22 protein-coding genes are annotated in these 24,599 nt (G+C 60.5%); 5 read left to right on the plus strand and 17 right to left on the minus strand.

Annotation, left to right across the window (positions count from 1 at the left end):
- Nucleotides 1–2: 2 nt before the first annotated feature.
- The 8 genes from ASB65_RS06750 to ASB65_RS06785 form a co-directional block, all read right to left on the minus strand.
- Entirely contained in the window at nucleotides 3–1,958 is a 1,956-nt protein-coding gene (locus tag ASB65_RS06750) for an acetoacetate--CoA ligase (protein ID WP_060723409.1), read from the minus strand.
- On the minus strand, nucleotides 1,955–2,839 hold the full coding sequence (gene mmsB, locus ASB65_RS06755; RefSeq protein WP_060723410.1) for a 3-hydroxyisobutyrate dehydrogenase: 885 nt from the start codon (nucleotides 2,837–2,839) through the stop codon (nucleotides 1,955–1,957). The genes ASB65_RS06750 and mmsB overlap by 4 nt, the downstream gene beginning before the upstream one ends.
- Before the next feature lie 13 nt (nucleotides 2,840–2,852).
- Nucleotides 2,853–4,448, minus strand: a complete 1,596-nt coding sequence (locus tag ASB65_RS06760) for a GMC family oxidoreductase (RefSeq protein ID WP_060723411.1) — start codon at nucleotides 4,446–4,448, stop codon at nucleotides 2,853–2,855.
- A gap of 74 nt (nucleotides 4,449–4,522) precedes the next feature.
- Nucleotides 4,523–5,530 (minus strand): branched-chain amino acid ABC transporter permease, encoded by a 1,008-nt coding sequence (locus ASB65_RS06765; protein WP_003508689.1) that lies wholly within the window; start codon nucleotides 5,528–5,530, stop codon nucleotides 4,523–4,525.
- Between the two features lies 1 nt (nucleotide 5,531).
- Nucleotides 5,532–6,419, minus strand: coding sequence for a branched-chain amino acid ABC transporter permease (locus ASB65_RS06770; RefSeq protein WP_060723412.1), 888 nt, complete (start codon nucleotides 6,417–6,419; stop codon nucleotides 5,532–5,534).
- A 2-nt stretch (nucleotides 6,420–6,421) separates the two neighbouring features.
- Nucleotides 6,422–7,123, minus strand: a complete 702-nt coding sequence (locus ASB65_RS06775) for an ABC transporter ATP-binding protein (protein ID WP_020009981.1) — start codon at nucleotides 7,121–7,123, stop codon at nucleotides 6,422–6,424.
- Between the two features lies 1 nt (nucleotide 7,124).
- Nucleotides 7,125–7,910: an ABC transporter ATP-binding protein gene (locus tag ASB65_RS06780; protein WP_060723413.1), complete on the minus strand. Its 786-nt coding sequence runs from the start codon at nucleotides 7,908–7,910 to the stop codon at nucleotides 7,125–7,127.
- A 29-nt stretch (nucleotides 7,911–7,939) separates the two neighbouring features.
- Nucleotides 7,940–9,148 (minus strand): ABC transporter substrate-binding protein, encoded by a 1,209-nt coding sequence (locus tag ASB65_RS06785; RefSeq protein ID WP_060723414.1) that lies wholly within the window; start codon nucleotides 9,146–9,148, stop codon nucleotides 7,940–7,942.
- 233 nt (nucleotides 9,149–9,381) lie between these two features.
- Between ASB65_RS06785 and ASB65_RS06790 the strand changes: the two genes are divergently transcribed.
- Nucleotides 9,382–10,299: a LysR family transcriptional regulator gene (locus tag ASB65_RS06790; RefSeq protein ID WP_060723415.1), complete on the plus strand. Its 918-nt coding sequence runs from the start codon at nucleotides 9,382–9,384 to the stop codon at nucleotides 10,297–10,299.
- A 136-nt stretch (nucleotides 10,300–10,435) separates the two neighbouring features.
- The gene (locus tag ASB65_RS06795; protein ID WP_003508682.1) at nucleotides 10,436–11,458 is read left to right on the plus strand and encodes an LLM class flavin-dependent oxidoreductase; all 1,023 of its coding nucleotides are present in this window, start codon (nucleotides 10,436–10,438) and stop codon (nucleotides 11,456–11,458) included.
- Nucleotides 11,459–11,645: 187 nt separating this feature from the next.
- On the opposite strand, the gene ASB65_RS06800 is transcribed toward ASB65_RS06795, so the two are convergent.
- A complete protein-coding gene (locus ASB65_RS06800; RefSeq protein WP_060723416.1) occupies nucleotides 11,646–12,764 on the minus strand; it encodes a mandelate racemase/muconate lactonizing enzyme family protein in 1,119 nt (372 codons plus the stop codon).
- Between the two features lie 229 nt (nucleotides 12,765–12,993).
- Between ASB65_RS06800 and ASB65_RS06805 the strand changes: the two genes are divergently transcribed.
- Both ASB65_RS06805 and ASB65_RS06810 read left to right on the plus strand, forming a co-directional pair.
- Complete coding sequence (locus tag ASB65_RS06805) at nucleotides 12,994–13,668, plus strand: GntR family transcriptional regulator (protein ID WP_060723417.1); 675 nt, start codon at nucleotides 12,994–12,996, stop codon at nucleotides 13,666–13,668.
- A 107-nt stretch (nucleotides 13,669–13,775) separates the two neighbouring features.
- A complete protein-coding gene (locus tag ASB65_RS06810; protein WP_060723418.1) occupies nucleotides 13,776–15,245 on the plus strand; it encodes a mannitol dehydrogenase family protein in 1,470 nt (489 codons plus the stop codon).
- A 51-nt stretch (nucleotides 15,246–15,296) separates the two neighbouring features.
- On the opposite strand, the gene ASB65_RS06815 is transcribed toward ASB65_RS06810, so the two are convergent.
- From ASB65_RS06815 to ASB65_RS06850, 8 genes are all read right to left on the minus strand, one after another.
- On the minus strand, nucleotides 15,297–16,142 hold the full coding sequence (locus ASB65_RS06815) for an ATP-binding cassette domain-containing protein (protein ID WP_003508678.1): 846 nt from the start codon (nucleotides 16,140–16,142) through the stop codon (nucleotides 15,297–15,299).
- Nucleotides 16,139–16,978, minus strand: coding sequence for an ABC transporter ATP-binding protein (locus ASB65_RS06820; RefSeq protein WP_020813549.1), 840 nt, complete (start codon nucleotides 16,976–16,978; stop codon nucleotides 16,139–16,141). Before ASB65_RS06820 ends, ASB65_RS06815 begins: the two co-directional genes overlap by 4 nt.
- 3 nt (nucleotides 16,979–16,981) lie before the next feature.
- Nucleotides 16,982–17,896 (minus strand): ABC transporter permease subunit, encoded by a 915-nt coding sequence (locus ASB65_RS06825; RefSeq protein ID WP_003508674.1) that lies wholly within the window; start codon nucleotides 17,894–17,896, stop codon nucleotides 16,982–16,984.
- Complete coding sequence (locus ASB65_RS06830) at nucleotides 17,893–18,900, minus strand: ABC transporter permease subunit (protein ID WP_003508673.1); 1,008 nt, start codon at nucleotides 18,898–18,900, stop codon at nucleotides 17,893–17,895. The genes ASB65_RS06825 and ASB65_RS06830 overlap by 4 nt, the downstream gene beginning before the upstream one ends.
- A 61-nt stretch (nucleotides 18,901–18,961) precedes the next feature.
- Complete coding sequence (locus tag ASB65_RS06835; RefSeq protein ID WP_060723419.1) at nucleotides 18,962–20,566, minus strand: ABC transporter substrate-binding protein; 1,605 nt, start codon at nucleotides 20,564–20,566, stop codon at nucleotides 18,962–18,964.
- Between the two features lie 115 nt (nucleotides 20,567–20,681).
- On the minus strand, nucleotides 20,682–21,869 hold the full coding sequence (locus ASB65_RS06840) for a M24 family metallopeptidase (protein ID WP_003508671.1): 1,188 nt from the start codon (nucleotides 21,867–21,869) through the stop codon (nucleotides 20,682–20,684).
- A 552-nt stretch (nucleotides 21,870–22,421) separates the two neighbouring features.
- On the minus strand, nucleotides 22,422–23,171 hold the full coding sequence (locus tag ASB65_RS06845; RefSeq protein ID WP_060723420.1) for an SDR family oxidoreductase: 750 nt from the start codon (nucleotides 23,169–23,171) through the stop codon (nucleotides 22,422–22,424).
- On the minus strand, nucleotides 23,168–23,782 hold the full coding sequence (locus tag ASB65_RS06850) for a nucleoside 2-deoxyribosyltransferase (RefSeq protein WP_060723421.1): 615 nt from the start codon (nucleotides 23,780–23,782) through the stop codon (nucleotides 23,168–23,170). Before ASB65_RS06850 ends, ASB65_RS06845 begins: the two co-directional genes overlap by 4 nt.
- A gap of 163 nt (nucleotides 23,783–23,945) precedes the next feature.
- Between ASB65_RS06850 and ASB65_RS06855 the strand changes: the two genes are divergently transcribed.
- On the plus strand, nucleotides 23,946–24,572 hold the full coding sequence (locus tag ASB65_RS06855) for a ribonuclease D (RefSeq protein ID WP_060723422.1): 627 nt from the start codon (nucleotides 23,946–23,948) through the stop codon (nucleotides 24,570–24,572).
- Nucleotides 24,573–24,599: the final 27 nt, after the last annotated feature.

Here is a 24,599-nt window from a genome sequence, read left to right on the forward strand (position 1 = left end):
GCCTAGTCCTTCAGCTGCGGCAGGTTGCGGAAAAGTTCGAGCGCTTCAGGATTGGCAAGCGCATCGGCATTCTTCACCGGCCGGCCATGGATGGTATCGCGAACCGCGATTTCGGAAATCTTGCCCGAACGGGTGCGGGGAATGGCGCTGACGGCAATGATTTTTGCCGGGACATGCCGCGGCGTGGCGCCCGAACGGATGCGGCTGCGGATGGTTTTTTCCAGCTCTTCCGTCAGGGTCGCGCCGCCCTTCATGCGCAGGAAGAGGATGACCCTCTGGTCACCGTCGATATCCTGCCCGACGGCAATCGCCTCCTCCACTTCAGGCACGGTTTCCACTTGCCGGTAGATTTCCGCAGTCCCGATGCGGACCCCGCCGGGATTGAGGGTCGTGTCTGAACGCCCATGGATGACATATCCGCCTGAAGGGCGCATTTCGGCAAAATCGCCATGCGCCCAGATGCCGGGAAAGCGGTCGAAATAGGCGGCCTGATACCGCGAACCGTCCTCGTCACCCCAGAACTTCACCGGCATGGACAGATGCGCATTGCGGCAGACGAGTTCACCGGCAACGCCGCGAACGGAACGGCCCTCATCATCCAGCGTGTCGATATCCATGCCGAGCATCGCACCCTGCAATTCGCCGCGATGCACGGGCTGCAGCGGATTGCCGCCGAGGAAACACGCGCAGATATCAGTACCGCCGGAAATGGAGGCGAGATGCACGTCAGCCTTCCAGTCGCGATAGATGTAATCGAAGGATTGCGGGATGAGCGGCGAGCCGGTGGAAAGGATCGTTCTGAGCGACGAAAGGTCATGGCTTTCGCGCGGCTTCAACCCGGCCTTCAGGCAGGCATCGATAAACTTCGCCGATGTGCCGAAAGTGGCGATCCGTTCGGCGTCGATGAGATCAATCAGCCGCGCGGATGTTGGATAACCGGGATTGCCGTCATAGGTGACAAGCGTTGCGCCGAGCGCCAGACCGGAGACCTGCCAGTTCCACATCATCCAGCCGCAGGTGGTGAAATAGAAGAAGCGCTCGCGCTCCTGAATATCGCATTGCAGTTTCAGCTCCTTCATATGCTGAAGAAGCAGGCCGCCGCCGGAATGGGTGATGCATTTCGGCTTGCCTGTTGTGCCCGAGGAATAAAGGATCGCCAGCGGCGCCTTGACGGGCAGACGATTGAAGGCAATCTGCCCCGCCGCATAAGGCGCGACGAAATCCTTGAGCGTCACACAGTCGAGATCGGCGAGGCTTTCGGGAACGGCATCGCCGATCAGCACGATCTTTTCAGGAGCCGCACTTTCCGCCACCGCACGGATGGTCGGGCCGACATCGATGCGTTTGCCGGCATAACCATATTCCGACACGGCGATGAGGATTTTCGGGTCGATCTGCGACAGGCGGTCGGAAGCGCCGGCCGGGCCGAAATCCGGCGAGCAGGAAGACCAGATGGCTCCAATGGCGCTGACAGCCAGATAGCTGACGATCGCCTCGATATCATGGGTGACGATGGCGCCGACGCGGTCGCCTTCCTTCACGCCCGCATCAACGAGCGCCTGCACCATCAGGGACACTTCGTCGTAAAGCTGTCTGCGGCTGATCTCGCGGCGCGTGCCATCGTCGCGATGGGCAATGATGGCCAGCCGATCGTCGGCATCGCGCAGCAGATTTTCGGCGTAATTGAGCCTTGCGCCCGGATAGAACTCAGCGTCTCGTATAGTCTTGCCGGGTTTGAATGCCATCTCGCTGCGGGTTCCGATAATGCCGAGTTCGTCCCAAAGCGCATCGTAAAATTCGTTCGGCGCGTCGATCGACCAATGCAGCAGGCCGGCGTAGTCATCAGCCGCCTGCTTGTGCAGCTCTGCAGTTCTGGCCGCGAATGAAAACAGAGCCGAGTACTTCACCCTCTTTTCGGGCGGCGCCCATAAAATGTCGGATGGCGCGACGTCCGTCATGCTTTGCCCCCGCGCAGCATTTCGACGATGGCGGAAAAATCGCGCCCGCCGCTCCCGTCATCAACGAAATTCTCATAAAGCGCCGCCGCAGCTGCGCCGAGCGGGGTGGTGGCCCCGGCACCGTTCGCAGCCTCCTGCGAAAGCTTCAGATCCTTGAGCATCAAGGCCGCCGCAAATCCGGGCTGGTAATCCTTGTTGGCGGGTGATGTCGGCACCGGTCCCGGCACCGGGCAATAGGTGGTGAGCGACCAGCATTGCCCCGAAGAGGTGGAGGCGACATCGAACAGCGCCTGATGCGAAAGGCCGAGTTTTTCGCCCAGCACGAAGGCTTCGGAAACGGCGATCATGGAAATGCCGAGGATCATGTTGTTGCAGATCTTGGCAGCCTGGCCGTTGCCGCCCTTGCCGCAATGCACGATCTTCTTGCCCATCGCTTCCAGCACCGGTTTTGCCGCAGAGAAGGCCTCCGCTTCGCCGCCGCACATGAAAGTCAGGGTGCCCGCCGCAGCCCCGCCCGTTCCGCCGGAAACGGGCGCATCGACCGAGGGGCAACCGGCGGAAGCGGCCAGTTCATGCGCCTTCAGCGCGCTTTCCATATCCACCGTCGAGCAATCGATGAGCAGCGTGCCGGCAGAGATCTTTTTAACCAGATCGCCATAGGCGGAAACGACATGTTCGCCCTTCGGCAGCATGGTGATGATCACCTCAGCCGCTTCGATGGCCTCGGCGGAATCCGCGGCAACGGGAATGCCCGCCTCTTTCGCCGCCGCGCGGCAGGCGTCGGCAAGATCGTAACCCCTGACGGCATAACCCGCCTTGACGAGATTGGCGGCCATCGGCAGGCCCATATGTCCCAGCCCGAGAAAAGCGACGGTCTTCATCGGTGCGCTCCTTTCAGCGATTATCCGCAAGGATCATGTCGGCGGCCTTTTCGGCAATCATGATCGTCGGCGAATTGGTATTTCCGGATGTGATGCGCGGCATGACGGAGGCGTCGGCAACGCGCAGCCCGGCAAGCCGCCGGAACTTCAGCCGCGCATCGACAACGCTTTCCATATCCGACCCCATGCGCAGCGTGCCCACGGGGTGGAAGATAGTGGTGCCGATATCGCCCGCCGCTTTGGCGAGATCATTGTCATTTTCAAAGGAGGGGCCGGGCCGGTATTCCGCCGGCTTGAAGCGTGCGAAGGCCGGCTGGGCGACGATGCGGCGCGTCAGCCGCATGGCGTCGATCGCCACCTGACGGTCGCCTTCGGTGGAAAGATAGTTCGGGCGGATTTCCGGCTGCATGGCGAAATCCGGTCCTTTCACATGCACTGAGCCGCGGCTTTCCGGCCGCAGATTGCAGACACTTGCGGTAATGGCCGGAAAAGTGTGAACCGGATCACCAAACTTGTCGAGCGAAACCGGCTGGACATGATATTCCAGATCGGCGGTTTCCTTTTCCGGCGAGGAGCGGGTGAAGACGCCGAGCTGGCTCGGCGCCATCGACATCGGCCCGGAGCGGGTGAGCGCATATTCGAGACCGATCCGCGCCTTGCCGAACAGGGTGGACGCCCTTTCATTCAACGTCAGAACACCGGAAACCTTGTAGACCATGCGCAGTTGCAGATGGTCCTGCAGGTTTTCTCCTACACCCTGAACCTCCGCCACCGTATCGATACCGGCAGCCTGCAACACATCGCCACGACCGACACCGGAGAGCTCCAGAATATGCGGCGAGCCGATCGCACCGGCGGACAGCACCGTCTCGCGCCGGGCGCGCATCTTTTTCAAGACGCCGTCATGGAGGAACTCCACGCCCGTCACCCGGCCTTCTTCGATGATGAGCCGCTTGACATGCGCCTTGGTCAGAACCGTCAGGTTCTTGCGGCCAAGCGCCGGCTTCAGGAAGGCTTTCGCCGTGTTCCAGCGCCAGCCGGCCCGCTGGTTCACATCGAAATAACCGGCGCCCTCATTGTCGCCCCGGTTGAAATCATCGGTCGCGGGAATGCCGGCTTCTCCTGCCGCCTTCTGGAAGGCGTCAAGCACATCCCAGCGCACGCGCGCCTTCTCCACGCGCCATTCACCGCCGGCAGAGTGCAGGTCGCTTTTGCCGCGATAAAAATCTTCCGATTTCAGGAAATAGGGCAGGATGTCGTTCCACCCCCAGCCCTCGCAACCGAGCTGCCGCCAGAGATCATAGTCCCGCGCCTGCCCGCGCATATAGATCATGCCGTTGATGGAGGAGCAGCCGCCCAGCACCTTGCCGCGCGGATAGATCAACGAACGGCCGTTAAGCCCCGGCTCTTCCGCCGTCTTGAAACACCAGTCGGTGCGCGGATTGTTGATGCAATAGAGATAACCGACCGGAATATGGATCCAGTGGTAGTTGTCGTTGCCGCCAGCCTCCAGCAGCAGCACGCGGTTGTTCGGATCTTTCGAAAGGCGGTTGGCGAGGACACATCCGGCACTCCCCGCTCCGATGACGATATAGTCATATTCGCCCATGCTTTTCTCCATGCGCCGCCCTTGCCGCACCGTCCCGGACGCGGGGGAAGCCTTTCAAGTGTTTTCAAAAATCTCTAGCCGCGGTGCTGGAAGCCGAGTTTTCTCCCGAGCCACGACGCATAAAATTCGCCGATCAAACCACGCCGGAACACCAGAACGCAGGCCATGAAGACGAGGCCGGTGATGATGGTGACCGGGAAATCCGATGTCGCGAGATAGTTCTGCAGGGTGACAACGAGACCCGCGCCGAAGATAGGGCCGATCATGGTGCCGATGCCGCCGAGCAGCGTCATCAGGATCACCTCGCCCGACATCTGCCAGGTGACGTCGGTCAGCGTCGCGAACTGGAAGACCAGCGCCTTCAGACCGCCCGCAAGACCGGCCAGCGCCGCCGACATGACGAAAGCACCGAGCTTGTAACGCTGCACGCTGTAACCCAGCGAAATGGCGCGCTGCTCGTTTTCACGGATCGACTTCAGGATCATGCCGAAGGGCGAGTTGACGAAACGCCAGATGACCAGAAGTGCCAGGACAAAGGCGGCCAGCACCGTGTAATAAATATTGAGCGGCGCATTGAGATCGAGAAGGCCGAAAAGATGGCCGCGCGGCACGCCCTGCAAGCCGTCCTCGCCATGGGTAAACGGCGCCTGAAGGCAGAAGAAATAAAACATCTGCGATAGCGCGAGCGTAATCATGGCGAAATAGATGCCCTGACGGCGAATGGCGAAAAAGCCGATGACGAGGCCGAGAAGGGCCGCGCCCGCCATGCCGATGACAAGGCCGATCTCCGGCGTAACGCCCCATTCCTTCACCGAATAGGCGGTGAAATAGGCGGCGCCGCCGAAAAACGCCGCATGGCCGAAGGACAACAGCCCCGTATAACCGATCAGCAGGTTGAAGGCGCAGGCGAACAGCGCAAAGCACAGAAGCTTCATCAGAAAGATCGGGTAAACGAACATCGGCGCGGCGATCAACACGGCAAGACCCGCCAGTATGAGAACGGTCTTGATGGTTCCGGCGGTCGCGGAAACTTCCGTCTGCGGCAGCGTGCCGGCAGTGGGGCTATGGGTGGCTTTGGACATATCAGGCGTCCTTTCCGAAAAGTCCGGCGGGGCGGATGAGCAGCACAAAGGCCATGATGACGAAGATGACGATATTGGAGGCTTCCGGGTAGAACACCTTGGTGAGGCCCTCTGCGACGCCCAGCATGTAACCGGTGACGATGGCGCCCATGATCGACCCCATGCCGCCGACCACGACCACCGCGAAGACGACGATGATGAGGTTCGTGCCCATCAACGGCGAGACCTGATAGATGGGCGCGGCGAGAACCCCGGTGAACCCGGCAAGGCCCGCACCCAGCGCGTAGGTCAGCGTCAGGAGAACGGGCACATTGATGCCGAAAGCCTGCACCAGCGTCGGGTTTTCGGTGGCAGCGCGCAGATAGGAGCCAAGACGCGTCTTTTCGATCAAAGCCCGGGGGGCAATGCAGACGATGAGTGAAATCACGACGACGAAAGCGCGGTAATTCGGCAGGAACATGAAGCCGAGATTGGTGCCGCCGGCAAGCTCGCGGGGACCCGAATAGGGCGGGCCCGCCGCGCCATAAAGCCAGCGGAACGTGCCTTCCACCACCAGCGCCAGGCCGAAGGTGAAAAGCAGCCCGTAAAGCGGATCGAGATCATAAAGCCGCGACAGCAGGAAGCGTTCGATGATCGCGCCGAAAAGTGCGACGACAAGCGGCGTGACGATGAGCGCCACCCAGAAAGTGATGCCGAAATACTGAAGGCCGAGAAAGGCCACGAAAGCGCCGAGCATATATTGCGCGCCATGGGCAAAATTGATGACGCGCAGCAGGCCGAAAATGACGGCAAGGCCGAGCGACAGCAGCGCATAAAAGGACCCATTGATGAGGCCCACCAGCAATTGCCCGAGCAGTGCCTGAATTGGAACGCCGAAGATCATTGTCATGGTTAAACCCCCAGCACCTTGTTGAGCTCGCCCATGCGGCCGGAAAGCTCGCCGACCGGAAAATTGCTGACCATCTGGCCGTGATCCATCAGGTAGAAACGGTCAGCGATGCGGCTCGCAAAACGGAAATTCTGTTCGACCAGAACCACGGTCATGCCGCGGCTCTTCAGTTTCTGCAGCACCTCGCCGATGCGCTGCACGATGACGGGGGCAAGTCCCTCGGTCGGTTCGTCAAGCAGCAGCACCTTTACACCGGTGCGCAGGATGCGCGCCATGGCCAGCATCTGCTGCTCGCCGCCGGAAAGCTTGGTGCCGGGGCTGGTGCGGCGTTCGTAAAGATTGGGAAACAGCTCGTAGATTTCATCGAGCGTCATGCCACCGGATGCGACGACGGGCGGTAGCTTCAGATTTTCCTCGACGCTCAGCGTCGCGAAGATGCCGCGCTCTTCCGGCACAAAACCAAGACCGTATTTCGCCGTGCGATGCAGCGGCACCGGCATCAGATCCTTGCCGCCGAGCTTGATGACGCCCTTGCGGTTGCGGATGATGCCCATGATGGTGCGCAGCGTCGTGGTCTTGCCCACGCCGTTGCGCCCGAGAATGGTGATGGTTTCGCCTTCGCCGACCGTTAGATCGACACCGTGCAGGGCCTGGCTTTCGCCGTACCAGGATTTCAGGTTGGAGACTTCGAGCATTGCCGCCATATCAAGCCTCCTCCGTGCCCATGTAAGCCGTGCGCACGCGCGGATCGGCGGAAACGGCGGCATAATCGCCTTCCGCCAGAATTTCCCCCCGCTGCAGCACCGTGACGTGGTGGCAGATATCGGCCACGACCTTCAGATTGTGTTCGACCATCAGCACCGCACGGGTTTTGGCCACCTCGCGGATGAGCTCGGCGACATGCGAGACATCTTCCCCGCCCATACCGGCCATCGGCTCATCAAGCAGCAGCACCTTCGGGTCGAGCGCCAGCGTGGTGGCGATTTCGAGAACGCGCTTGCAGCCGTAAGAAAGATCGGCCGCAAGCGCATGTTTTTCCCGCGTCAGACCAACCGTTGCGATCAGCTCCTCGGCGCGCGCATTGAGCCTGTCGAGCGACGACAGGGGTAACCAGAATTGCGTTGAAAGGTTGTTGGGCCTTTGCAACGCCACCCGTACATTCTCCAGAACCGTCAGATGCGGAAACACCGCCGATATCTGGAAGGACCTGACGAGGCCGAGACGCGCCACCTTGTCCGGCGGCGTCCTTGTTATGTCCGTTCCCATGAAGGTGATCGCCCCGCCCGTCGGCTGGAGAAACTTGGTCAACAAATTGAAGACCGTAGTCTTGCCGGCGCCGTTCGGGCCGATCAGCGCATGAACGCGGGCGTGATGCACGTCGAGATCGACGTTTTTCACGGCTGCGAATGCACCGAAGGTCTTGGTGAGACCACGCGCCGAAAGAACGACGCGAGGTTCGGCCTGCCCGGCGGGGGCGGGAGCGATCGTCATGAAACTTTCCCCTTTATTGCGTCAGTCTTTTATTGCGTTACCAGCGGGCAACCGCTTTTTGCGGGGTCCATGAAGGCTTCCTTGCCGGGAATGGTGGCGAGCACCTTGTAATAATCCCACGGCTGCTTGCTCTCGTCCGGCTTCTTCACTTCCATGAGATACATGTCGTGGATCATGCGGCCATTGGCGGCCACATGGCCATCCTTCGAGAAGACGTCGTTGACGGGCATTTCCTTCATGGCCTTGGCGACGGCATCAGCATCGTCGGTGCCGGCCTTTTCGATGGCTTTCAGGTAATGCAGCACGGCGGAATAGGTGCCGGCATGCACCATGTTCGGCATGGCGCCGGTGCGTTCCTTGAAGCGTTCGCCGAATTTGCGCGATTCATCATCGCGGTCCCAATAGAACCCTTCCGTCAGCGTCAGGCCCTGGGCTGCTTCAAGACCGAGGCCGTGGACTTCGGCGAGCGTGAAGAGAAGGGCCGCAAGCCGCTGGCCGCCGGCGACGATGCCGAATTCGGCCGCCTGCTTGATGGCGTTGGAGGTATCGAGACCGGCATTGGCAAGACCGATGACCTTCGCGCCCGAGGACTGCGCCTGCAGCAGGAAGGAGGAATAATCCGTCGTGGCAAGCGGATGGCGCACGGAGCCCAGCACCTTGCCGCCATTGGCCTTGACGAAATTGGCGGTATTTTCTTCCAGCGAATAACCGAAGGCATAGTCTGCGGTCAGGAAGAACCAGCTGTCGCCGCCCTGCTTCACCAGCGCGCCGCCGGTGCCGACCGCCAGCGAATAGGTGTCATAGGCCCAATGGAAACCATAGGGGCTGCACTGCTTGCCGGTCAGTTCGGTGGTTGCCGCCCCGGTGTTGACGGTGATCTTCTTCTTGTCCTTGGAGAGCGCCTGCACGGCAAGGCCGACCGACGACGAGGTCAGTTCCATGATCGAATCGACCTGTTCGGTATCGTACCATTGGCGGGCGATATTGGAGGCCACATCCGCCTTGTTCTGGTGGTCGGCGGTCACCACCTCAACCGGCGCATTCAGCACCTTGCCGCCGAAATCCTCAACCGCCATCTTCGCGGCTTCATAAGAGTACTTGCCGCCGAAATTGGCGTAGACACCCGACTGGTCGTTCAGGATGCCGATCTTGACCTTGCCGTCTGAAATCTCGGCGGCATAAGCGGCGGTGCCCGCGGCCAGTGCCATGGCCGTGGATAAAAGGATACTCTTGCGCATGACTTCTCCTCCCAGAGATGATTGCGAGCCTCAGATGGGTCTGTGCAATGGTGAACGAAACCACTTGGGGGGTTTCCATGCCATTGCACCTGAACGGTCACACCGCCCTCCTCAAAGCGATGCATCCTGAGCCTAGACTTCTCGAATTCGGTCGTTGACACAAGAGCTGGGCATCATCAAATTGCGAACAGGAACTGTTCATTTTTGAACAGAACTCTTGATGGGAGACAAATATGGCCACCCCTTTCACCTGGGACGACCTGCAATATTTTCTGGCCGTGGCCCGCACCGGACAGCTCTCCTCGGCGGCGAGAAGCCTGCGCCCCAGCCCCGCCCCCGTCTCCCGCCACATCGACCGGCTGGAATTCTCGCTTAAAACCAAGCTGTTCGAGAGAAACCCGCGTGGTTACGAGCTTACCACGGTCGGGCGGCGGCTGGTCGATACCGTCGAGCGCATCGAGGCGGAAGCGGAAAGATTGCAATCGGATATTTCCGAAAGCGGCAGCCTGCTGCGCGGCGTGGTGCGGCTCAGTGCGCCCGAGGGTTTTTCCAATTTTTTCTTCGTGGAAAGGCTGAAAGACTTCGCCATCACCCATCCTCACATCATGGTGGAGATGGTGACGATCCAGCAGATCATGGCGCTGTCGAGGAAGGAGGCGGATGTGGCGGTCACGCTCGACCCGCCGAAAGCCGGTCCCTACATCAACGAACAGATCATCGATTACACGCTGCATATCTATGCCTCGCGCTCCTATCTCGCCAGCCACCCGAAAATCACCCGGCGCGAGGATTTGCCCGATCATTTCTTTATCGGCTACGTGCAGGACCTGATCTTCTCACCGGGCCTCGATTATATGCGCGACGTGATGCCCGGCCTGCGTCCGGGCTTTCAGTCCTCAAGCATTTTCGCGCAGCTGACGGCAACGCTGAGCGGCAGGGGCCTGTGCATCCTGCCGAATTTCATCGCGGCACGTTTTCCAGACCTGCAGATGGTGCTTGCCGGTGAGGTGGAACTGCGGCGCGGCTACTGGCTGACCAGCCACCACGATCTCGCCAATGTGCCGCGGGTACGCTCTCTGATGGATTTCATCCTCACGACGGCGCGCGCGCATGAAAATCTCTTCATCCTGGACCGCAGAACAATCGCCTGACGCGGTCATCGTTCACATTTCGGCGACACCGTGTTTACGGGTGGCCGGTTGGAGGATGCGCGTCCCTGCCTATATGACTGACAACAACGAAGCCGGTTTGTGACGACCGGCATCCTCCGACATCTGGAAGGTCATCATGAAAAAGATCGGATTCCTCTCCTTCGGCCACTGGACGCCGTCGCCCCAGTCGCAGACCCGCTCGGCTGCGGACACGCTGCTGCAATCGATCGACCTCGCCGTCGCAGCGGAAGAATTGGGAGCCGACGGCGCCTATTTCCGCGTGCATCATTTCGCCCGCCAGCTTGCCTCGCCCTTCCCGCTTCTGGCTGCCGTCGGCGCCCGCACGAAAAAGATCGAAATCGGCACCGGCGTCATCGACATGCGTTATGAAAACCCGTTCTACATGGCCGAGGATGCCGGTTCGGCCGACCTCATCGCCGGCGGCCGCCTGCAGCTCGGCATCAGCCGCGGCTCGCCGGAGCAGGTGATCGATGGCTGGCGTTATTTCGGTTACCGTCCGGCCGAAGGCCAGAGCGAAGAAGACATGGCGCGCCAGCACACCGAAGTCTTCCTCGAGCTTCTGAAGGGCGAAGGTTTTGCTGAGCCGAACCCGCGCCCGATGTTCCCGAACCCGCCCGGCTTGCTGCGGCTGGAGCCGCATTCCGAAGGGCTGCGCGAGCGCATCTGGTGGGGTTCGAGTTCCAATGCAACGGCGGTGTGGGCGGCAAAGCTTGGCATGAACCTGCAAAGCTCCACCCTGAAGACGGACGAAACGGGCGAGCCTTTCCATGTCCAGCAGGCGCAGCAGATCCGCACCTTCCGGGAAGCCTGGAAGGAAGCCGGTCATGCCCGCGAGCCCCGTGTATCGGTCAGCCGCAGCATCTTCGCCCTCGTCAACGATCGCGACCGGTCGTATTTCGGTTACGGCAACGAAGGTGATGACAAGATCGGCTACATCGACGACAAGACACGTGCGATCTTCGGGCGCAGCTATGCCGCCGAGCCGGAGCAGCTGATTGAACAGCTGAAGGCCGACGAAGCCATCGCCGAAGCCGACACGCTGCTCCTGACCGTGCCGAACCAGCTGGGCGTCGACTACAACGCCCATGTGATCGAGACGATCCTCAAGCAGGTAGCACCGGCACTCGGCTGGCGCTAAATTTGGAAAAATTGCATCATCCACACTCCGTCACCCCGGACTTGATCCGGGGTCCAGCGCGATCAAGTCTTTGATCGCGAAAGACTCTTTTCATGGCGCAGACGCGCCGTGGCTGGATGCCGGATCTAGTCCGGCATGACGGAGGACGGGCTTTCCCTCCCTTAAAATCCGGGCTGTATACCGCTGCTCATTTTACCGATTTGCCATAGCGGGCAAAGCTTTCAGCCAGAGGCGTGGTGCTGGCGCCGGGGTGTTCCGGGCGCTTGTAAACACCGTCACGGACATGGATCGGTTCTTCGAAATGATCTTTGATCCACGGAATATATTCGAGAATCGTCGATGCCGGGTGCCAGTAGCTCAGATGCACATGCACCTGGCTCATTTCGCCGGCATGCGGCACCACCGGCAGGCGATGGGCGAGCGCGAGATCGGCAACCTGGATATATTCGGTTATGCCGCCGAGCCGGGTCACATCCGGCTGGACATAGGCCACCGCGCCGGCATCGATGAATGAGCGGAACGCATCCACCGTGTAGAGCTGTTCGCCGAGCGCAATCGGAATGGACGTATTGCGCGCCAGCCGCGCGTGGCTCGTCACATCGTCATACCACAACGGCTCCTCGAACCAGTAGATATTCAGATCCTTCGCCGCCGCGCAGAAACGCTGGCAGGTCGGCAAATCCCATTTGCCGTTGCCGTCAATGGCGATGCGAATGGACGGACCGACACGCTTGCGGACGGCGGCAAGGCGGGCGATATCGATAGTCGGATCATCATGCCCGACCTTGATCTTCAGGCGGGTGAAGCCGTCCTCCTCCACCGCCCTCGTGCTGCCCGCCAGCAAATCCTCCAGCGTGAAGGAAAGCCAGCCTATATCGGTATTGTAAGCTTCCACCGCCGCCGTGCGCGCGCCGCCGAGATATTGCCAGAGCGGCACGCCCGCCTTTTTCGCCTTCAGGTCCCAGAGCGCCACGTCGATCGCGGCCAGCGCCAGATGGGTGATGCCGGCGCGGCCAACCCACTGCAGCGAGGGATAACGGGCAAGTTTCGTCCACAGCCTTGAATGGTCCGACGCATCCTCTCCCACCAGCAAGGGCGCATAACAATCGCTGATGCAGGATGTGATCAGCCTGTCGGACGGCAGATGCGCATGGGTGCCGGTGAAACCATAGCCCTCAAGGCCGTCACTGGTGGTGATCTTCGCGCCGACGACGCCCCAATGGGTGATGCTGTGGGTGGAATCGGAAATGGACTCCGAGGTCAGCGGCAGGTGCAGGATGAAAGGTTCGACGGCGGTAATTTTCATGATCGGTCATTCCTCGATGCTGATTGCTTCCGGGGAGGAACAGACGCCACCGCCCCGCGATCAGAGATCGCGCGGATGGCTTTCGGGAATTTGCAGGCCACCCTCCTCCAGCAGCCCGCTTCCGCTGGCAGATAGAGCTAAAGGAAAATCGGCTTTTGTAAAATAAAAAATTTTTTATTTTTAATATTCAGCCATTGCCTGTCCCGCGAAGCTGGGCAATGATGCAGCCATGAACACGCTGGTCAAAATCACGCTCGCCGAACAGGCGCATCAGGAACTGCGCGCACGCATCGTCAGCGGCAGATTGCGCGGCGGCGAACGCCTGTTGCCCAATGAGCTTGCCGCCGATCTCGGCATCAGCCCCACGCCGGTGAAAGAAGCCTGCCTGAAACTCGAAGCTGACGGGCTGGTGGTCAATTCCTCCCGGCGCGGCGTGGTGGTGCGCGATTTCACGGTGGAGGATGTGGAAGAACTTTACGCCGCCAGAATGCTGCTCGAAAAAGGCGCGGTGGAAGTGGCTTTCGACGCCGGCCAACTGGATGGAGCGCTGCACGCGGAACTTCTGGAAAGCCTGGCGAAACATCGTGAATTCGCCAAGGGCTCGACGCTGAACGAATTGTCGAAAGCGCTTTTTTACGATCGCAGCTTCCATACGACTCTTGTTTCGGCGGCGCGCATTCCCGTCATTTCCGGCTCGCATGGGCGCATTCTCGACCAGACCCACACGGTTTTCGTCTCGATCCTCGGCGATTACGCCCGCTCGGTCGAGGAACACCAGAATATCGCCGACGCCATTGCCGCCGGCAGCAAGGTCCAGATCATCGATGCCCTGTGGCGGCATCTCGAGCGCAGCCGGCAGAACACGCTGCGCCAGGTCCGGCTGCTCAAAGAGGCCGGCGTCTGATCCATTCAAAAGACAAGGGGAGGAACTGACATGCGCGAAAACCCGAGCGTCGCAACTCCATCGGCGCGAGCCGCGACCATCTCGCTCCGCACGGGGATTTCGCGTCGATGACAGACCGGCTTTCCGCTGCAACCCTGCCCCACCTACAGCAAACAGTTGCAACACCCGCCTATGAGCGCGAGAAGATCACGCCCGGCATCGTGCATCTCGGCGTCGGCGCCTTTCACCGGGCGCATCAGGCGGTTTTCATCGATGATTGCCTCAACCGCGGTGAGACGCAATGGGGCATCGTCGCCGCATCGCTGCGCAGTCCGGACACACGCGACGCCATCGAACCGCAGGACAATCTCTACACCTTTTGCCTGCGAGACGGCCAAAGCGAGCGCCTGCGCATCATCGGCTCCATTCTGGAAACCATCGTCGCCCCGGAAGAGCCCGAACGGCTGGTGGAGCGGATGGCCGATCCGCGCGTTCTCATCGTCACCCTGACCGTGACGGAGAAGGGTTACCTGACCAATCTCGCCTCCCGCAGCCTGCTGCGCGAACACCCTGATATCGTCCATGATCTCGAAAACCCGGACAGGCCACGTTCCATCTTCGGCTTCATCCTTGCGGCCACGCGGCGCAGGCGCAAAGAGCGTTCTCGGCCCCTGACGCTGCTGTCCTGCGACAACCTGCCCGCCAACGGCCATGTGCTGCAAAAGCTGCTGCTGGAATTCGCCAGCCTTGCGGATAAGGAACTGGCCTCCTTCATCGAAGCCAATATTGCCTGCCCCTGCTCGATGGTGGACCGGATCGTACCCGCCACCACGGATGCGGACCGGGATGCGATTTCGGTTGCACTCGGCCTGCGTGATGCCTGGCCGGTCGTTGCCGAACCCTATTTCCGTTTCGTCATCGAAGACCGCTTTCCGCATGGAAGGCCGGCGCTCGAGAAATCGGGCGTGGAATTTGTCGGCAATGTCGAACCGTATGAGCATATGAAGCTCAGAATGCTGAACGGTTCCCACAGCGCCATAGCCGCCATCGGCCAGATTGCCAGCCTTGCGACGGTGGCCGATGCCTGGGGTGAAAAGACCGTGCGCGATTTCATCGACGCCTATTGGCGCGAGGTCGGCCGGACGCTGGACCCTGTCGTCGATGGTGCGGAATTCGCAGCCGGCCTGCGGGAACGTTTCGCCAATCCCTCTCTGCAGCACAAGACCATGCAGATCGCCTCCGATGCTTCGCAGAAGGTGCCGCTGCGTATTCTTGCGCCCTTACGCGAATTGCTGGAGGAAAACTCCGGAAGCGGCGCTGTCATTTTTGCCGTGGCCCTCTGGATCAGGTCATGCGCGGACAGGAACGAAAAGGGAGAGCCGATCACGATTCTCGATCCGGCCTTCAGGGAGTGGGATGCGCCGGATCAGCTGGCAATGGCACCGGACGATGTTATCGACCGCTTTCTCGCGTTCAAACGCACGTTCGGCGATGATCTGCCCGGCAATGAAACCTTCGTCTCGAACCTGAAAGCCGCCTATCGCAACATCAGGGAACTTGGCGCACTCGCCGCCATCGGCATATTTTTGAAGTCCTGAAAGACGAACAGGCCGGAAATCCGGCCTGTTCTCAACTTTGGCGTCTCGCGTTTAAGCCGTCGCGGCCTGCCGTGCCGCCTTGCGGCGCTCCACGCGGGCGCGGATGGCGTCGGCATCCGTGATCGGTGTCGCGGCAAAAAGCTGGCGCGTATAGGGGTGCTTCGGGTTGGCGAAAAGTTCCTCGCGCGTGCCCTGCTCCACTGCCTCGCCCTTGGAAATGACCAGCACGTCATCGGCGATGTAGCGCACCACAGAAAGATCGTGGCTGACAAAAACATAGGTCAGTTCGAATTCTTCCTGCAGATCTCGGAGCAGGTTCAGCACCTGCGCCTGCACCGAAAGATCGAGCGCGGAGACCGGTTCATCCAGCACCAGCAGCGCCGGGTTCAGCATCAGTGCGCGCGCGATGGCGATACGCTGGCGCTGGCCGCCCGAGAACATGTGCGGATAGCGGTTGAAATGCTCAGGACCGAGGCCAACCTTCACCAGCATGGCTTCGGCGCGCTCGCGGCGCTCGGAAGCCGGCATTTTCGTGTTGATGAGCAGCGGCTCCATCAGCACATCACCCACTTTCTGGCGCGGGTTGAGGCTGCCATAGGGGTTCTGGAACACCATCTGCACCTTGGAGCGCATGACCGTATCGGGGCGGCGCTTGGCGATATCGACCGGCTTGCCTTCGATCTTGAGTTCACCGCCGGATGCCGGGTCGATCAGCGCGATGATGCGGGCAAGCGTCGACTTGCCCGAACCGGACTCACCGACGATGGCGAGCGTCTTGCCGCGCTCGACGGCAAAATCGATGCCTTTGAGGGCCTGAACCGTCTTGGCGCCGCCAAAGATGCCGCCGGGAACGTGATAATGGCGGGTAATGCCCTTGCCTTCGACAACGATACTCATTGAACGCCCTCCTTGCCGAAGAAATCGGAAACCGTGGGCAGACGGTCGCCGGTGGCATTTTCCGGCAGGGCCGAAAGCAGTGCCTTGGTATAGGGATGCTGCGGGGCCTCGAACAGGCTTAAGACATCCGCCTCCTCCATCTTGCGGCCCTTATATTGCACGACGACGCGATCCGCGGTTTCCGCCACGACGCCCATGTCGTGGGTGATGAGGATCAGCGCCATGCCATATTCCGTCTGCAGATTCATCAGGAGATCGAGGATCTGCTTCTGGATCGTCACGTCGAGCGCGGTGGTCGGCTCGTCGGCGATCAGCAGGCGCGGCTTGGAGGCGATCGCAATCGCTATCATCACGCGCTGGCACTGGCCCCCCGACATCTGGTGCGGATAAGCCTTGAGCTTGGTTTCCGGCTCGGGAATACCCACGGCACGAAACAGTTCCAGAGCCCGGGCACGCGCGGCAGCGCCGCTCATGCCGAGATTGAGGCGCAGAACCTCCTCGATCTGGAAACCGACCGTAAATGACGGGTTGAGCGAGGCGACCGGCTCCTGGAAGATCATGGTGATCTCGCGGCCGATCAGCTTGCGGCGCTCCTGCGGCGACATGGCGAGCAGGTTGATGCCGTCAAAGGTCATCTCATCGGCGGTGATCGTCGCCGTATCGGGCAGAAGCCCCATGACGGCGAGCATCGAAACCGACTTGCCGGAACCGGATTCGCCGACGATCGCCAGCACTTCGTGCTTGTCGACGGAGACATCGATGCCGTCGACGGCCGTGAAGGCGCCGGTGGCGGTGGCGAATTTGACGGTGAGGTTCTTGATTTTCAGCAGGCTCATTGCTCAGCTCCGCTTCAGTTTGGGATCGAGCGCATCGCGCAGGCCGTCACCCATGAGGTTGATGGCGAGCACCGAGATCAGGATCGTCAGGCCCGGAAGGGTGACAACCCACCAGGCGCGCAGGATGAATTCACGCGCTTCCGCCAGCATCGTGCCCCATTCGGAAGCGGGCGGCTGTGCACCCATGCCGAGGAAGCCGAGGGCTGCGGCATCGAGAACCGCAGACGAGAAGGAGAGCGTTGCCTGAACGATCAGCGGCGCAAGGCAGTTCGGCAGGATGGTCTTGAACATCAGCCGTAAATTGCCGGCGCCGGCCACGCGGGCGGCGGTGACATATTCGCGCCGGAGTTCGCTCATGACGGCAGCACGCGTCAGGCGGGCGAAATGCGGCTGGTAGACGATGGCAATGGCAATCATCGCATTGGTGAGCCCCGGCCCGAGGACCGCGACCAGGACCAGCGCCAGAAGCAGTGACGGAAACGCCAGAATGACGTCCATGACGCGCATGATGACGGTATCGACCCAGCCACCGAAAAAGCCGGCGACGAGACCGATAACGATGCCGCCGACAAGGGCGATGGAGACGACAACGACGCCGATGAACAGCGAATATTGTGCGCCATAGATCAGGCGGGACAGCATGTCGCGCCCGACCGCATCGGTGCCGAAGAAGAAGCCGGCACGACCGCCTTCCTGCCAGACCGGCGGGACGAGCAGCGCATCGCGATATTGCTGGGTCGGATCATGCGGCGCGATCAGGGGCGCAAAGACCGCGATGAGGACGAGGAGAATGAAGACGGCAAGGCCGATGACGGCGCCGCGGTTCTGACGGAAGTAGAACCAGAAATCGGCGATCATCCGGCGGCGGATGGCGGCGTCCGAAAGGCGGACGCCGGGGGTGGTGATCACATCGGTCATTTGTGACGGATCCTCGGATTGATGAGGCCATAGGTCAGATCGACAAGCAGGTTGACGACCATTACCAGACCCGCGATCAGAAGCAGGCCGCTCTGCACGACCGGATAGTCGCGGCGCGAGATGGAATCGATCATCCACTTGCCGATGCCCGGCCAGGAAAAGATGGTTTCGGTCAGGATGGCGCCAGCCATCAGCACGCCGATCTGGAGGCCGATGGTGGTGATGACCGGGATCATGGCGTTGCGAAGCGCATGGACGCCGACAACGCGGGCGGGCGACATGCCCTTGGCGCGTGCGGTCCGCACATAGTCCTCGCCCATGACTTCCAGCATGGCCGAGCGCGTCTGGCGGGCAATCACCGCCAGCGGAATGGTGGCAAGCACGACCGACGGCAGGATGAGATGCGAAAAGGCCGACAGGAAGGCGCCCTTCTGCCCCGAAATCAGGCTGTCGATCAGCATGAAACCGGTAACGGAGGGGAAGAAATACATCAGCGAAATGCGGCCCGACACCGGCGTCCATTGCAGGATGCCGGAGAACATGATGATCAGCAGCAGGCCCCACCAGAAGATCGGCATGGAGAAGCCGACGAGCGCGGTGGTCATGGAAATCTGGTCGAACCAGGAACCACGACGGATGGCGGCAATGACGCCGACCGGCACGCCGATCAATGTTGCGATGATGATTGCGACGAGACCAAGCTCGACCGTCGCGGGGAAGAGCGACAGGAACTCGGTGAGAACCGGCTTCTTGGTGACCAGCGAATTGCCGAGATCGCCCTGAAGCAGCCGTCCGAGGAAATGAAGATATTGCTGCCAGACGGGCTGGCTGAAGCCGAGCTGTTCGGCAAGCTGCGCATGCCGCTCAGGCGAAATGCCACGCTCGCCCGCCATCAACAGCACGGGATCGCCCGGCAGGACGCGCACGAAGGCGAAGGCGACGAAGGTAATCCCGAGAAATGTCGGAACGAGGTAGAGGAGTTTGCCGAGAATGAACCGGATCATGGTTTTTTCCTGAAAAGACGCGCGGAAGAACAGGGTCCTTCCGCGCGTCCGTTGTTTGGGATTATTCCGCGATGTCGACGTTTTCGAAGGTGAAGTCACCAAGCGGGCTCATGGTGAAGCCGGAAACCTTGGCGGACATCGGAACGAACTGCGTGGAGTGCGCAAGCGTCGCCCACGGAGCCTGTTCCTTGAAGATCACCTGCGCCTGCTCATAAAGCTTGGTGCGTTCGGCAACGTCAGTGGTCTGCTTTGCCTTGGACAGCAGTTCGGAGAACTCCTTGTTGCACCACTGGGCACGGTTTGCACCGCCTTCGCCGGTTGCAGCGCAGGAGAGCAGAACGCCCATGAAGTTGTCAGGGTCACCGTTGTCGCCGGTCCAGCCGAGGATGACGGAACCGTCGCGGTTCACTTCAGTCGACTTCTTGAGGTATTCACCCCATTCGAAGGAGACGATCTCGGCCTTGACGCCAACCTTCGCGAAATCCGACTGGATCAGCTCGGCGGTGCGGCGGGCGTTCGGCATGTAGGGACGCTGAACCGGCATCGCCCAGATCTTCATCGTCAGATCCTTGACGCCAGCGGCTTCGAGAGCCTTCTTGGCTGCTTCCGGATCGTAAGGATCGTCCTTGATGCTGTCGTTGTAGGACCACATTGTCGGCGGGATCGGGTTCTTGGCAACCGTGCCGGCGCCCTGGAACACGGCGTCGATGATCGCCTGCTTGTTCATCGCCATGTTCAGCGCCTTGCGGACTTCCGGCTTGTCGAAAGGCGCAACGGTCGTGTTGTAGGCGAAATAGGCGACGTTCAGACCGGGCTGCTCGTCGAGCTTGAGGTTCTTGTCGGCGCGGATGGTGGCCAGATCAGCAGGAGCCGGATAAGGCATCAGGTGGCATTCGCCAGCCTTCAGCTTCTGCAGGCGAACGGCGGCATCAGGCGTGATCGCGAAGATCAGATCGTCAATCTTCGGCGCGTCACCCCAGTAGTCGGCGTTCTTCTGGTAGCGGATGACCGCATCCTTTTGATAGGCGACGAACTTGAACGGACCGGTGCCGATCGGCAGGTTGTTGAAGTCTTCCTTGGTGCCCGCCTTATCAAGCGTATCGGCATATTCCTTCGACACGATCGAAGCGAAAGGCATCGCGATATTGGCGAGGAAAGGCGCTTCCGGACGGGTCAGCACGAACTTGACGGTGTAATCGTCGACCTTGACGATTTCCTTGATCAGCGACGGCATTTCCATGGAGTTGTAATATTCGTAGGTGATGCCTGCGATATACTGGTTCCACGGGTTCTTCGCGTCGCCCTGGCGGTTGTAGCTGAAGATCACGTCATCGGCGTTGAAATCGCGGCTCGGGGGGAACTTCTCGTTGGAGTGCCACTTCACACCCTTGCGCAGGTGGAACGTGTATTCGAGGCCATCGCTCGAAACATCCCATTTTTCAGCGAGACCGGGCTCGACTTCGGTCGTGCCCTTCTTGAACTCGGTCAGACGGTTGTAGACCGGATGCGCGGAAGCGTCGAAGGTGCCGCCTGCGGTGTAGGGCGACGGATCGAAGCCTTCCGGCGATGCCTCGGAGCAATAAACGAAGGTCTTCGCCATGGCTGGCATGGCGGAAGCCATCGCAAGCGCAGAGGCGATAAGCAAACTGCGGGTCAGCGTTTTCATCTGGTGGTCCTTTCCCTCTTTTTCTGAGTTCCTGCGGCCCCTGCGGGCCTACCTCTTCTGGTCAGCGGCGACGCGGAGACCCGTGTCGCCGTTCGGTCTTTTGCCTCCCGACCAATTACCCGGCGACCGGCTGAAACAGCCGGTCGAGGTTCGTCTCCGGTGGACAGAACCAGCGCGGCCCCGCCTCCGTCATATAAGCAATATCCTCGAGACGGACGCCGCATTCGCCATAAACGCACAGCATCGGCTCGATGGAAAAACACATGCCCGGCTCAAGCGCCGTGGCATTTCCTGCAACGATATAGGGTTCTTCGTGAATATCCAGCCCAAGCCCGTGACCGGTGCGGTGCGGCAGGCCGGGAACCTGATAATCCGGCCCAAAACCAGCCGCTATCAGGCTGTCGCGCGCCGCCTTGTCCACATCCGAGCAGACAGCGCCAAGGCTCGCAGCCGCAAAGGCAGCAGCCTGGGCATCGCGCTCGGCGTTCCAGAGAAAACGCTGCCGTTCCGTCGGCTTGCCGAAGACATAGGTGCGGGTGATATCGGAACGATAGCCATGAAGAATGCCGCCGAGATCGACCAGCACCATGTCACCTTCGTTCAGCGTCTGCGCATAGGGCACGCCATGCGGATAGGCCGTCGCCTCGCCGAACTGCACCGCCACGAAAAGCGGCTTCAGGCCCAGCGCAATGTGGGCGGCGTTGACGAAATCGGCCACTTCGGTGGTGGAAATGCCGGGACGCAGGCCTTCTAACACGGCTTTCTGCACGCCGTAGCTGGCGTCCATCGCGGTCTGGATGAGGGCGATTTCGGTCGCGGATTTGACCTGCCGCTGGGCAACGATCATCGGCTGGGCGGAAATGATCCGCCCTTCGAGACGCTGCATCAGGGCAGATGCGAAAACAAAGGGTGTTGCGGGATCGATGGCGACAAAATGACCGGGACAGGAAAGTGCGCCGATACGTCTTGCCATCAGGTCGAAGGGACTTTCATCCTCTTCCCAGACGGCGACCTCACCCGGAATGCGGATGAGCGTCTGAAGCTTTGGCTCCTCGAAGGTCGGGCTGACATAGACCGGTGCGCCCTCGGCAGGAACGAGAGCGCCGTGAATGCGCTCGGAAAGGCCAAGCGACAGACCGGTATAATAGGTCAGCGACGACGATGCATCGAGCCAGACCGCCTTCACATTTTGCTGGATCATCCGCGCTTGCAGGCCGCGTAGCCGCAATCTGAACTCGTCTTCAGCGATCGATGAAACCGCGATCGGCTGAAACCGCTTCAGCGCCTCTTGAAAGTCTGCCATTCTCTCCCCGCCGCTTTCGGGCCGCAGACACAGGCGTGCCGGCAACCTCCCAAGCGTTCTTTTGCCCATGCTTAAACACAGGCCGAGGGCTAGGCAATGGCCCGGCGGGGCACGCCACCACAAAACTGTGCAAATTCATCTAGACATAACGAAAATGTGATCGACGCGCGCCCGATTTAAGCCCTCATTGCCTTGACGCAAAAAATCAAAATCCCCCGGAAATTCACGGGGAGTTTGCGGCCAGCCTTCAACGCAGAGCGGGCACACCAGAGGACGACAGCGAGAGGCGCTCAAGAAAAGACGCCCAGAAAAGGAAAAAGCCTGCCGCGGGAGGAGGTGCGGCAGGCTTCAAACTTGATCGGTGATTGGGAGGAGGAGTACCACCGATCCACATCGAGCGACACTGGGAGGAGGAGTGCGTCGCTTCGATGATTTGAATATAGCGGTATCGGCGATTTTTAACAGAGCAAGTCTCGCAATGCAGCATTGCATTTCTGCATAGCTCAAGAATTCCTGCCCGGTTTTTCAGCACTCCCCAAAATCGTGAGAAAATCAGCTTTCCCGATAGACCTGGAAACCGGCAAAGGACTGGTTGACCGGCATCAGTTCGAGGCTGTTGATGTTGATATGTTTGGGCTGCGAGGCGACCCAGTGGATGGTGTTGGCAATATCGTCTGCCGTGATCGGATTGACGCCCTTGTAGAGATTATCCGAGGCTTCCTGATTGCCGCCGGTGCGCACCAGCGTGAATTCCGTTTCGCACATGCCCGGTTCGATCGAGGTTACCCTGACGCCCTTGCCATGCAGGTCGGAACGCAGGCCGAGCGAGAATTGCCGCAGGAACGCTTTGGTACCGCCATACACATTGCCGCCCAGATAGGGGTAGTGCGCAGCAACAGACGAAAGGTTGATAACAATACCCTTGCGCTCGATCAGCGTCGGCAGCAGATGGTGGGTGACGTTCAGGAGACCAGTGATGTTGGTGTCCACCATGGTCTGCCAGTCTTTCAACGGCACCTGCGGCGCGGGCGCCGTGCCGAGTGCAAGGCCGGCATTGTTGACGAGAATGTCGATATCCCTGAATCCATCAGGCAAGCCGGCCAGCGCCTTTTTTGTCGCCTCCTCGTCGGTGATATCGAAGGCGACGCCATGAAAGGCGGAACCGAGTTCAGCCGAAAGCGCCTCCAGCCGTTCCGCCCGCCGGCCCGTGCCGATGACCTTCCAGCCTTCCTTGACGAAGCGCTGCGCCGTGGCCTGTCCGAAACCGGATGTCGCGCCGGTGATGAGGATGGTTCCGCTCATGATGATGCCTCCACTATATCAGTTCGTTCGGGGTCAATCGGTGTCAATAATTTTTCAGCCGCCGCCGTGAGGCAGCGTCTATAGGCGTCCAGATCCGTATACAGGGCCTCTTCGGGCGCGTCGCCGACGATGATGATCCCGCCGCGCCGCAAAATCCCGCCATGCAGCATCAGATTGTCGACCATGTCGAAATTCTCAATCGACAGCCCGTCCGGTCCGCGATAGCGGCCCGTTTCATCCAGGGTGGCAACGCCGCCATAATGCGCCTTGATACGGGTGAAATGATTGGCCGCGACATTGGTATAGGCGAAAACCGGCTTGCCCAGCGCGCACATGAAGCCCAGCTCGTAGCTCGTTCCCGTATCGGCGGCGATGCCGCGGAACGGCGTGAGATTAGCAATGATCGCGTCCGCTTCCAGCATCATCTGCTCATCGACGGCATTGATGTTGCAACCGTGGCCGATCCTGGTGTCCGCCGGCGGAATCTGCAGATCACCCGGCGAAAGCGGTATGAAACCGGCTTCCCGCGCCAGCGAGGCCTTGAGGTCGAGCATTTCACGCGCATTCGGGAGGAAGACTTCCGGGCCGGCGAGATAGATTTTCTTTGTCATCGGGAATTCATGCGATCTGTCAGGAAAGGATGTTCCGAACCTAACCCGGGCTGTTTCGCAAAGGCAAGCCGAAGGAGGACGGAAACGACCCATAAAACGGTATCGTCCAGACGCTCTTTCCGTTATAGCCGGTGCCATAAACAGGAAATTTCCGGAGCAAGACATGGCAGCCACCATCCGCTATCACGAAGGCGATATTTCCGCCGAAGATGCAGCCCGCTACACCGGTGCTATCGCCATCGACACGGAAACGCTGGGGCTGGTGCCGCGCCGCGACCGTCTCTGCGTCGTCCAGCTTTCGCCGGGCGATGGCACGGCTGACGTCATCCGCATCGCCGCCGGCCAGACGCAGGCCCCGAACCTCGTCCGCATGCTGGCCGATCCCGCCCACCAGAAGATTTTTCACTACGGCCGTTTCGATATCGCCGTTCTGTTCCATACCTTCGGCGTGACGACCACACCGGTCTTCTGCACCAAGATCGCCTCGCGGCTGACCCGTACCTACACGGACCGGCATGGCCTTAAGGACAATCTGAAGGAAATGCTGGAAGTCGACATCTCCAAGGCGCAGCAATCCTCCGACTGGGCGGCCCAGCCCCTGTCGCCCGCCCAGCTCGAATATGCCGCCTCCGACGTGCTCTATCTGCACGCACTGCGTGACAAGCTGACAGCCCGCCTCATCCGCGACGGCCGCCTCGACCATGCCGACGCCTGTTTCGCCTTTCTGCCGACCCGCGCGAAACTCGATCTCCTCGGCTGGGAAGAAACCGATATTTTCGCCCATAGCTGAGCCTTCAGCCGCTTCGTTTAAGCACTG

Source organism: Agrobacterium tumefaciens str. B6, from assembly GCF_001541315.1.
GTDB classification, from domain to species: Bacteria; Pseudomonadota; Alphaproteobacteria; order Rhizobiales; family Rhizobiaceae; genus Agrobacterium; species Agrobacterium radiobacter.